The organism is Psychroflexus gondwanensis ACAM 44, assembly GCF_000355905.1.
GTDB lineage: Bacteria > Bacteroidota > Bacteroidia > Flavobacteriales > Flavobacteriaceae > Psychroflexus > Psychroflexus gondwanensis.
On the sequence record NZ_APLF01000011.1, the window covers coordinates 71,816 to 82,135 of the forward strand.

The 10,320-nt window shown below is 37.2% G+C and carries 8 protein-coding genes; 5 read left to right on the forward strand and 3 right to left on the reverse strand.

Annotation, left to right across the window (positions count from 1 at the left end; genetic code table 11):
- Nucleotides 1–8 precede the first annotated feature (8 nt).
- Both PGOND44_RS11375 and PGOND44_RS11380 read right to left on the reverse strand, forming a co-directional pair.
- On the reverse strand, nt 9–1,265 hold the full coding sequence (locus tag PGOND44_RS11375) for a glycosyltransferase (protein ID WP_040556098.1): 1,257 nt from the start codon (nt 1,263–1,265) through the stop codon (nt 9–11).
- Nucleotides 1,266–1,749: 484 nt separating this feature from the next.
- Nucleotides 1,750–3,714 carry a putative porin gene (locus PGOND44_RS11380; RefSeq protein WP_003442045.1) on the reverse strand — a complete coding sequence of 655 codons (1,965 nt, stop codon included), beginning with the start codon at nt 3,712–3,714 and terminating at the stop codon, nt 1,750–1,752.
- 102 nt (nt 3,715–3,816) lie between these two features.
- Here PGOND44_RS11380 and PGOND44_RS11385 point away from each other — a divergent pair, with 102 nt between their 5' ends.
- Together PGOND44_RS11385 and PGOND44_RS11390 are read left to right on the forward strand one after the other, a co-directional pair.
- A complete protein-coding gene (locus PGOND44_RS11385) occupies nt 3,817–4,416 on the forward strand; it encodes a ribonuclease HII (protein WP_003442046.1) in 600 nt (199 codons plus the stop codon).
- A gap of 69 nt (nt 4,417–4,485) precedes the next feature.
- A complete protein-coding gene (locus tag PGOND44_RS11390; RefSeq protein WP_040556091.1) occupies nt 4,486–6,939 on the forward strand; it encodes a hypothetical protein in 2,454 nt (817 codons plus the stop codon).
- Here the strand turns inward: PGOND44_RS11390 and lipB are convergent.
- Nucleotides 6,936–7,640, reverse strand: a complete 705-nt coding sequence (gene lipB / locus PGOND44_RS11395; protein ID WP_003442051.1) for a lipoyl(octanoyl) transferase LipB — start codon at nt 7,638–7,640, stop codon at nt 6,936–6,938. The genes PGOND44_RS11390 and lipB overlap by 4 nt on opposite strands.
- Nucleotides 7,641–8,118: 478 nt before the next feature.
- Here lipB and PGOND44_RS11400 point away from each other — a divergent pair, with 478 nt between their 5' ends.
- The 3 genes from PGOND44_RS11400 to PGOND44_RS11410 all read left to right on the forward strand — a co-directional run bounded on the left by PGOND44_RS11400 (nt 8,119) and on the right by PGOND44_RS11410 (nt 10,240).
- The gene (locus tag PGOND44_RS11400; RefSeq protein ID WP_003442053.1) at nt 8,119–8,577 is read left to right on the forward strand and encodes a hypothetical protein; all 459 of its coding nucleotides are present in this window, start codon (nt 8,119–8,121) and stop codon (nt 8,575–8,577) included.
- A gap of 105 nt (nt 8,578–8,682) precedes the next feature.
- Nucleotides 8,683–9,804, forward strand: coding sequence for a hypothetical protein (locus tag PGOND44_RS11405; RefSeq protein ID WP_003442055.1), 1,122 nt, complete (start codon nt 8,683–8,685; stop codon nt 9,802–9,804).
- Entirely contained in the window at nt 9,791–10,240 is a 450-nt protein-coding gene (locus PGOND44_RS11410; protein WP_003442056.1) for a hypothetical protein, read from the forward strand. The genes PGOND44_RS11405 and PGOND44_RS11410 overlap by 14 nt, the downstream gene beginning before the upstream one ends.
- Nucleotides 10,241–10,320: the final 80 nt, after the last annotated feature.

The following is a 10,320-nucleotide window of genomic DNA, read 5'->3' on the forward strand; positions in this document are numbered from 1 at the left end:
AAATGTAATCAAATGCTTTCTTTTGAAGAGGTTTTGTTTTTGGATTCTATCCATAGCGACATGTATTTTGTACTTTGGGTGGTGTGGTGCATCAAGATTTGACCTATAAAATTTTGTTGTCGATGTCCCTCCAAATTGGTGTTGAGTTTAGTTAAGCGTTTAAAGAAATTGGCAGAGTGCACTTTGTACTGAAAGCGTTTATTGATAATCTGGAAGCCATTGCGCTGCGCTATCTTCCAACGCTTAGGCATAGTGTATAAGTTTATGGCTTGCCTTGCTATTTCTTCAGCCGAGTTGGCAATTTCTCCACACCAAGGTAAATCTCCACAAAGTCCTTCTGCACCAATAGTGGTGGTAATAGAGGGAGTCCCGGCTTTCATACTGTCTATAAATTTGCCTTTAAGGCCAGCGCCAAATCGGACAGGACCCAAAAGAACTCTAGCATTTTTAATACATTCAATAGCGTTTGGAGCTCTGCCTTTTATTAAGAATCCTTGTTTTGGGTTATGAAGTTGCTCCACCTTTTGAGAGGTGTAGGCACCATACACATGCAGCTCTGCTTCTGGGATAGCAATTTTAATAAGTGGCCAGATCTCTTCCTTTAAAAAGAGGGTTTTGTCCCAATTGGGGGCATGTAAGAAATTACCTATACTAATGAAGTTCTGGCGATCTTCAAAGGTCGGTAACTCACGGATATGCTCATCTTTGATGGGCTTGAGTAAGAATGGCACATAAAGAAGTAAACGTCGACTCACCTTAAATTCATCGACCAACAGCTCAATTTCTGCTTTAGAGATGATCAAGCTCATGTCCGATCTTAAAATCGAAGCGATTTCCCGCTTAGCCGTATCAGAATATAGAAACTCTTTTTTGAAGGCTTTCTTTTCTTTGTAGGCTTGCTGTCTGCCTTTTCTTAAAAAATGAAGATCCTCAGTATCTAAAATCCGAATCGCTTCGGGGCAGTGTTCGGCGACTCTCCAACCAAATTGCTCTTCCATCATAAACCGATCAAAAAGCACGTGAGTAGGCTGCTCTTCATTGAGAAACTCATCAAATACTGAGGTATTGACCTCTATTTGTTCTTGGCGTATTCCCAGCGCTTCTAAATCCTCGGCATGTTCTGAAAAATTAGCTGGAGAGGCGTAAACGATATCAAACTTTCGTTTCAAAAACAATTCGATGAGTTGCATCATTCTCCCTCCAGCGGCCGAAGAATTTGGCTCAGGCCATACAAATCCAATAATTAAAAGTTTAGACCTACTCATAGTTTTTAAAATCGTTTTTTTGCGAAAATCGTCAAATAAGCTAAATTTTGATAAAGATATCCGACTTATTTTTTGATACATTTGAGTTTAAATAAAAAGTAAATAAGCAAGTTGGATTTACAGCCCGAGCTTTGGGTAGAAAAGTATGGGGATTACTTTTTTTAATTCATGGGTAATTATCCACAGAGTAAGGATAGCACTTACTTCGTGCCTCGATAATTCCTGGTTTAAAACATCATAATGGAAGATACGTCAGAACATAAAAGTACCCGCCTCTTGTCTTAAAGTTTCAGAATTTAGTGATAAACAGCAATATGCTGAAGCTGCTTTTTGGGAAAAACTGAGAGTACAAATTCATATTTTACATTGTAAACACTGTTATACCTATCATCATAAAAATAAGGAGTTAACAGCGCTCATGACGAAACATGAATTTAGAGTGTTGTCCAAATCAGAGAAAGAGGACATCAAGGCGAAGCTTAGCCTATAAAAAGAAATTCCATACCAGTCCAAACCTGATGGCAAAATCCCGATAAGGATAGCGAGGAGCAGAAAAATTGCTATTCCCTTGAAATAGGGTAGTAAAGTTTTCTAATTTTAAGTAAATTCTGGCTTCTCTTATTTTAGCATTTATAAAATAGTCTGCCGTGTAGAATCCTTCTAGTTCTTGAAAATCCTGAATCGCAAATTCTGAAAGTATAGGATCGTAAGCCTTGCTCATAAAGCTAGAAAAGTAATTGAAGGTTAAACCCGTTTGCAAGTAAAGCGCTCTGTCGAAGAGGTAGTTGTCATAGAACAATGAGTTTCTGGTTACTATTTCAGGGACAGGAAATACAGACTCTCCATCTAAAACATTTTGATACATGATGGTATTGGCTAGATTTAGATTACCGTATTTGAAATCCTTTTCAGCTTTTATTTTAAAATAGCGGATCTGTTGATCAGTTTGTAAGGGTCTTACCAAACTATCTGCCACTGCTCCTTCAGCAGTTCTTTCAAACCCGAAGTAAGCATGATTGTCGATTTGAGTAAGCGAGGCACTAATTTGGCCATATATTTTAGACTCAGCTTCCACTTCTAAACGTTGCGTATTCACATTATCAAAATTGGGATTGTACCAGTTGTAATTTTCGTAATCGCTTTGGTTTAGGATCCAGTTGAAGTTAGGCGCAGAGGAACTTATATCTAATTTTGCAGCAAACTGTAAAGAATCGGAGAGCGTCATACTCGCTTTCCCATGAACTTCATACCCATCGTAATCACCGGTAATATTATAGGCGGCTTGGCCTTCTAGCTTGAAGGCTTTATAAGTTTTTAGGTAAGTTCCCCCTAGGCTTACAATATCCGTTGTTAAACGGTTAGGAATGGTTTGGTCTTCATTCACTAGGATTGTTCTATACCCGTAATTAAGATTTTGATGCCTCGCCATAAAACCTATTCTGCCCAAATACCTTTGGTAATACGATAAAATCATCGTATTGGAAACGTTTTGATATTCCACCTCATCGTTTAAGTTTGCGCTTTCAAAACTTGCTCCAAAAATCGCATTGGCCGTCCCTTGAGTGAATTGGTATTCTTTGTCTGTAAAATCTAAAATATGGTTTAAGCGGACTTGTCCATTCTGGGTGGAATCGTTTCCCGGTCGTATGTTGTAAAATTGATTGAGATAAAAACGTTTAGCATCTAGTTTGGTCTCTGCATTGGTGAGTCTTATCTCCGCTGTAGCTCTGTTCTGAACCTCTTCTATTTCATCGATAAATTGTTGATTGGCTCTGTCGGTAAGTCCACCGCTTTGTTGATTCAAGATATCCTGAGTTGCAAAATGCGATCTTACAAAATACCGGTTATCGGTAGTTCTATAGTTGAGACCTAGTCTTAAATTTCCTGTACTGGCCAGAGATCTTTGGTAGGTTCCTAAAGATCGCAAACCTTTATAGGCTATGGAAACATTTAGGTTTGGTTTTAGATTGGTTGCAAATGTCGCATCTATGTTTTGTCCTTGTTCATAGACCGTTCTAAAGTATAATTCGGTGAATGGGGTAGGAACTTCGTAATAGGGAATATCCTCTACTTCCAGATAATTGAAATGTTTTGCTCTTGCTCCAAATCTAGGTAGGGCATTGAGATTATTGAAGGTATACCCTAGTTCGTTATAAGGGAGGCCAACATTAGCAAAAGGCAATAATTCGAAATCGTCTTTACGCAAATAATTATAGGCATAATCCTTACGAATACTCAATGTGGTATCCACATAAGTAGTGTCGTTACTTATGCTGATGATTTTGTATTTGGTGATAGAGGGTTTATCACGGTCGTCTTTAACCGAAGTTGTTTTTTCACCTCTTTCAAAACCTTCATCAGGCACCTCGGATCCTGTGAGCTTTCTTCCTTGAGCCGACGAAAAAGAAGAACAGAATAGAATAAAAATTAAAAAGTATACCGACTTCATGATCTATTTTAAAACGTGAGCAAAAGTATCATTTTTACTTAACTTTAGAAGTGTTTTAGAAATCGATATGGAATTTCATATTTTTGACTTTTCAATGTAATTATGCTTCAACCTTATTTTCAATCCGAAAAACTAGAATGTGGTACCGACGAAGCGGGTCGTGGCTGTTTGGCAGGTCCAGTCACCGCAGCAGCGGTTATTCTTCCTAAGGATTTTAAAAATGAACTACTAACCGATTCTAAGCTGTTGACTTCTCGTAAACGTGAGCTTTTAGAAGTTATTTTGAAAGAGAGTAGTGTAAGTTTTGGAATAGCCCACATTATGATGGAAACGATAGATGAGATCAATATCTTAAATGCTTCCATAAAAGCCATGCATGCCTCTATACAACAACTTACACCAGATCCTGAGTTGATTTTGGTCGATGGAAATAGATTCCACGCTTTTGCAGATATTCCCCACCAATGTATTGTAAAAGGAGATTCTAAATTCCTAAGCATAGCGGCAGCTTCCATTTTTGCCAAAACGGCGCGAGATGCCTATATGAAGACTATCGACAAAGAATTTCCTATGTATGGTTGGGCTCAAAACAAAGGCTATCCCACAAAAGCGCATCGGAAGGCTATCCGAGAGTATGGAATTACCAAATACCACAGGAAGAGTTTTAAATTACTGCCAGACCAGACTGAACTTAAATTTTAAAACCAACCTATAGAAAGTAACCAAAATTGTAATTTTCAGCTTAATTTTGTCATTAAATTTTTTCTGTCTATGCGTTTCTCACTTTTGATGTTTTGTCTTTCGTTATGTGTGATCTCCTGTGATTTTAATGCAGAATCGACTCAGGGTGAGTTGATCGATTTTATCCCGTCAAAATCCATTTTGGTATTGGAGTCTGAATCGCTTTCAGAAACCTTGGATGATTTTATATCGACAGACTTATACGATAATAATAAATCTTTACCCTTATTTAAAGAACTGCAAGAAAACTTCAGGTTTGTTAAATATTTTCAACAAGATGCAGAAGCTTTTTTGGCGGTAACCCCAATTGGAGAAAGAGAACTTGCCACATCTTTAATCATAAAGGATAAATATTTGAGCTTAGATTCGCTCCAGTTGTCCAAAGAAAAGAAAATCGAATATGCTGGAAAATCTATTTCTGAATTTAATCTAGAGGGATTTACATTTTATACAACTCTTCTCAACCGTGTAAGAATCGCTTCCGAGTCGAAACTGATTATCGAAAATGTGATTCGCGCCCATAATAATCAATTCAAATTCGATGCTATTTTCTATAAAGCCCATAAGGCAGCAACAGGAAATTCATCCCTGTTTATAAATCTGGAGGAGGCCCATTACCTTTACAAAAATGAATTTGATCAACTTTCTCCAAAGTCCTTACAGGGTTTGGGGAAATGGCTAAGTCTTGATCTGGATGTCTCTAGGGGGAATTTAAAATGGTCCGGGGTGATTCTCTCGCAGGAGAGTTCCAAAAAAATACATTTATTTAAAGGGACTTCGCCGACTTCCTTTAGACTTCACGAAGTGACGCCCACCAATGCAACAGGATTTATGAGTCTTAGCTTTTCTAGCTTTGAAACCCTTCAGAAGAATAGAGCGAGTCAGAATTATTCAGCCACATCCTCCTTTAAGTCTCTTTTTGAGAACACAAACGAAGTAGGAGCTATTCAGCTAGAAAATGGAGCTTTGGTGTACGATATGATCAGTAATAATGTCACTCAAGCATTAGATTCTCTTAAAGTCATTAGCGAAGAAGAAAGCAGTTTTAGGAATCAGACGATTTATAGTTTTGAACCAGAGAATGTCTTTGCAGATTTCTCTCCTTTGCTGTCCAATCATAAATTTGCGGTGTTTACAGTGTATGATAGTCACTTCCTTTTTGCTAAGGATCAAGAGACCTTAGAAAACCTCTTGGTGAATATCGATAACAGGTCTGTGCTCAGCGAATCGTCCTCCTTTCAGAATGCCGCTGGCGTGATGAGTTCTTCGGCACACATCACCTGGGCTGGTGAACTTGATGGAATTATGGATAAATTGCAGAAATCGGCAACTACAGACTTTCTACCCAATCTAGAAGATCTGGATGCAAAAGCTTATAAATCTGTTATTATGCAGGCGACTCAAGAGGATAGTTTTGCATTTGTAAATGGGATAATCGCTAAAGCCAAAGCTGAAACAACTTCTACAGAAGCCATCCAGGCAAGACGTATTAAGTTGGAGACTGACATTGCTACAGATCCACAATTTTTTATCAATTGGAGAACTCGCCAAAAGGATATTGTGGTTCAGGATAGCGAGAACACCCTTCACCTTATCGATAAAAACGGAAAAACACTATGGACTAAATCCTTAGACAGTAGGGTAGTAGGCGAAATTCTTACCTTCGATATTTTTAGGAATACACGATTACAAATGGCTTTTACCACTCAAAATAAACTTTATGTTTTAGATAAAAACGGAACCAATGTAAACCCCTTTCCTTTGGACTTTGAAGATTTAGTGACCGAAGGTCTTGCTATTTTCGATTACGATAATAATGGTAAGTACAGATTTGTGGTGGTTCAAGATGAGGATATTCTCATGTTTAATAAAGAAGGCAAGCTTATTAAAGGATTTGATTATAAAGCGCAAGGAACAATACAGCGAACTCCGCAACATATCCGCATTGGCAGGAAAGATTATATTTTGGTAGAGAACGACTTAGGACTTAAAATCCTAAGTAGAACCGCCTCAGAACGCGTAAAACCAAATCAAAAGCTATCTTCTTCTGCGAATGCATGGGGATTGCATAAATCTAGTTTTACGGGAACCAGTGTAGATGGGAATCTTATTGAAATTGCCCAGAACGGGATAGTGCAGAAAACAGAACTCGGTTTGTCCAAAAACCATTTTACAGCAATACATCCCAAGTATGTAGTCACTTTTTCAGAGAATAAACTCAACATTAATGGAGTGAATAAAACTTTGGACTACGGTCTGTATTTGCCACCACAAATTCACGAACAGTCCACTAGGACCTTTTTTAGTATTGTAGATCAGCAAGCCAATAAAGTCTATCTATTCGATGAACAAGCGGAGCTCATTCCAGGTTTTCCAGTATTTGGAAGTTCTCAAATCGATTTGGATATGTCTAAGCCTAGCCAACTCCATTTTACGGTAAAAGGAGATGATGAAGCCTTATTGTTGTACACCAAAAACTTCTAAACTTCTAAGAATTCAGCTTCAAATAGCTCGGCAAAGTGTTTTTTGAGCTTAGCTTTTACCTCGTCGACAGGCACCTCTTTTTGGCCGAGTTCCACGTTTAATGAAGTCACTGCTTTGTCTTTAATTCCGCAAGGCACAATATTGTCAAAATAGTCTAGGTCTGCATTCACATTGAAGGCAAAGCCATGCATGGTCACCCAGCGCGAAGCGCGAACGCCCAAAGCACATATTTTTCTAGCAAAGGGAGTTCCTACATCTAGCCAAACCCCAGTTTCACCTTTGCTTCGTTCTGACTTAAGGCCATATTCTGCCAAGGTAAGAATAACCATTTCCTCCAAGAGGCGTAGATATTTGTGGATATCGGTAAAGAAATTTTCAAGGTCCAAAATTGGATAGCCAACAATTTGTCCAGGACCGTGGTAGGTAATATCTCCACCTCGGTTTATTTTATAGAAAGTCGCTCCTTTCTCTGCCAGCTGCTTTTCGTCTAGAAGTAAGTTGGCCAAGTCGCCGCTTTTCCCTAGTGTATAGACATGCGGATGCTCTACAAAAATAAAGCTGTTGTCTGTAGGAAGGTCGCTTTCTTCACGCCTGTTTTTTATTTTTGTATCTAGGACTTTTTGAAATAATTCTTCTTGAAAATCCCAAGTTTCCTTATAATCTAGCAGTCCTAATTCCAGAACTTTTATCGTTTTATTCATCGCCTTATCATTGAATTGCAAAGGTATACTTTCTAAAGAAAATGTTTTCTTTATTTTGATTTTACCACCGTTTCCTTAACAGTTTTTCGATATTCAGTTTTAAGGTTTTGAGTTTACTTCATCTAACGTCCGTTGAGCGTGAAGACTTGAGTTTTAAGTTGAAACTTAACGCTGTTTTGTTAGACTGAAGGCATGATTTTCCAACATTTACGGTCTTCCCGTAACAAGTATACGGTCAAACCGTAAATGTTTTAAACCTTAAAGTTTTACTATTGTAGTGTCAATAAAACTATAAGGCTATTTCACGCGCGCGCGCAAGCTGAATCTTTTTATAAACGTGGAGAGGTCATCTATGGGTTTACTTAGTTTTTCTTAAGAGAAGCAAAGAAAAATTAACTAACATAAACTCATATTCAAATGAAAACTTTACCAAAAAGAGTATTACTTATAATTACAATTCTGTTTATCTTAACAAGTTGTGAAAAGGAAGAAACTGAATTCTCAAAGAGAAGAAATAGGGTCTAAGATTGAATTTAATAGAAAAGAAATCACTTTTTTAGAATTTCAAGAAAAGATTAATTCCAAAGACAAAATTTTAAAAAAAATTCTAAAAAATAGAGATTCAAAACTTATAGATTCTTTAGATTTTGTAACAGGAATAGATGAATCCTCTATTGTAGAGATCCAAAGAAATGGGATAACAACTTACACAGCACGTGTATATACAAAAACAGATAGCATCAACGATTTTACAAATCTGTTGGTTAAAAATAGCGGTAATGAAACAGAGATTCATTTTTTTCGTTATTTTCCATCAGAAGATTATCAAATGGCTATGCTTAACTCCATAACTCAACCTTTTGAAGGGGTTATTCAGTCTTTAGACAAAGATGGGTATGTAAAAGACGAAATAGTGGTTATAGAAGGAGAAACCTAGTCTAGATCGGCACCAGCACAATGTACATTTAGTTTCGATCTCGTTTGGCGTTGTAATTTTGGAGCTAATCACCCTGCGGGTTATCCTAATTGTCATGGAGGAAGCGTGGTAATTGGCTACAATGTAAGATGGACGTGTACTTCAGGTCCTGGAGGAGGTGGGTCAAATAATCCAGATCCAGATCCCAATCCTGGAAGTGGAGGAAGTGGAGGAAGTGGAGACGGAGGGGACGATGAATGTTATGATTGTTTGCCTACAGAACCAATACCGGGAGATGAGGAATGCACAACTTCACTTTGTACACTAGACACTGTTTTAGAGCCTAACGCGTTAGAAGCAGGAACCCGTCTTTGGATGTCTAGCCAGTATAGACAAGCTTTGCTTTCAGATGTATTAGATTTTATAATCTATGAAAATGATAACTCTGATGAATCTAAATTATTTTCGATTGAAGGCATGGAAGCCGAAAGGAATGGTGGAGAAGTGGATTATGAGGAGAAAGTAATCGTAGACGATAGCTTTAAAGACAACCAATGCCTAATGAATGTGTACGAAGCTATGGGGAAAGCACCAATTTTCGATAATTATTTGCAGAACTTTGATTCTGATATGTCTGTTGCGAATTTGAAGTTTGGGGCTGATCCTAACTTTGCTTCAAATAGAGACCAAAAATATAATAATGCAATGGCAATTACCAACCCACCATTAAATTCTAATATGATAAACATAGATTTTAATACAGATCCATCTACCAGTGGGAATATCTTAAACAAGCCAGATGTGTTTAAAGCGGTTTCCCTAATACACGAGGTTTTGCACGCAGAAATGTGTAGAAAAATGTTGGATGCCGTGAGAGCTGCTGAAAATAATCAAACCACTCTAGATTGGGCAAATGATTGGACTCCAATTCAATTTCAACAATTCGTAGAATCTCTCGAAAACAAGTATTTTGGTATCTTCGACTATTATACTCGTTATGATTGGGACGAGAATGCCCCAAATAATGCTCAACACCAACAAATGGCTCAACATTATCGGGATGTGGTAAAACAAACCTTAACCGATTACGATCCAAACTTTACCGCTGCACAAAAAGAAGCCCTTTCTTGGATTGGGCTGAACAGCGCTAACATTGTGGCTTGGCAAAATTTGACTCCAATTGAGAAACAAACCATAAATAATACGATACAAAACATTCAAAATATTTTTCCAAATGGATGCAATTAAATTATTAACATTCTCATTGATTTTTATTCCTATTATTTCTTTTGGGCAAAAATCAATTTATCCAAAGGATACAATTTATGTTTTATATGAAGAAATAAAAGATGCTGATTGGAACGCTAAATTTGAAAGAAAATATAATCAAAAACTGGGTATTTATTTTAATGTTGAAACGAAAAAAGGCGATATGACTTTGTTTGCTCCTTACTCAAGAAAGGCAGACACCCTTTGCATAAAACACTTAAAAGATTATCGTTTTTCTGATTTAGAGGAAATAGAGGAGAAAAAAAATAACTGGATAAATAAAAAATTCAAAGGATTAAAATATAAGCCATATTCAGGTTCTAAAAATGGAGTTTTTCAAACCTATTTGATAGAAGTTATTTCAGAAAATAAATTTGTGATTTACCCTGTGATTTGGAGGAATGAAAGGATTTAGGTTAAGTATATAAATGCTAACATATGCACAGTATTCTTCAATCGCTAAAAAGCTCCATCAGAATGACACTTGCGAAATGT

Bases quoted from the DNA above. Each gene is read 5' to 3' on its own strand.
- PGOND44_RS11375 (WP_040556098.1), bottom strand. From the start codon at position 1,265: ATGAGTAGGTCTAAACTTTTAATTATTGGATTTGTATGGCCTGAGCCA.
- PGOND44_RS11380 (WP_003442045.1), bottom strand. From the start codon at position 3,714: ATGAAGTCGGTATACTTTTTAATTTTTATTCTATTCTGTTCTTCTTTT.
- PGOND44_RS11385 (WP_003442046.1), top strand. From the start codon at position 3,817: ATGCTTCAACCTTATTTTCAATCCGAAAAACTAGAATGTGGTACCGAC.
- PGOND44_RS11390 (WP_040556091.1), top strand. From the start codon at position 4,486: ATGCGTTTCTCACTTTTGATGTTTTGTCTTTCGTTATGTGTGATCTCC.
- lipB (WP_003442051.1), bottom strand. From the start codon at position 7,640: ATGAATAAAACGATAAAAGTTCTGGAATTAGGACTGCTAGATTATAAG.
- PGOND44_RS11410 (WP_003442056.1), top strand. From the start codon at position 9,791: ATGGATGCAATTAAATTATTAACATTCTCATTGATTTTTATTCCTATT.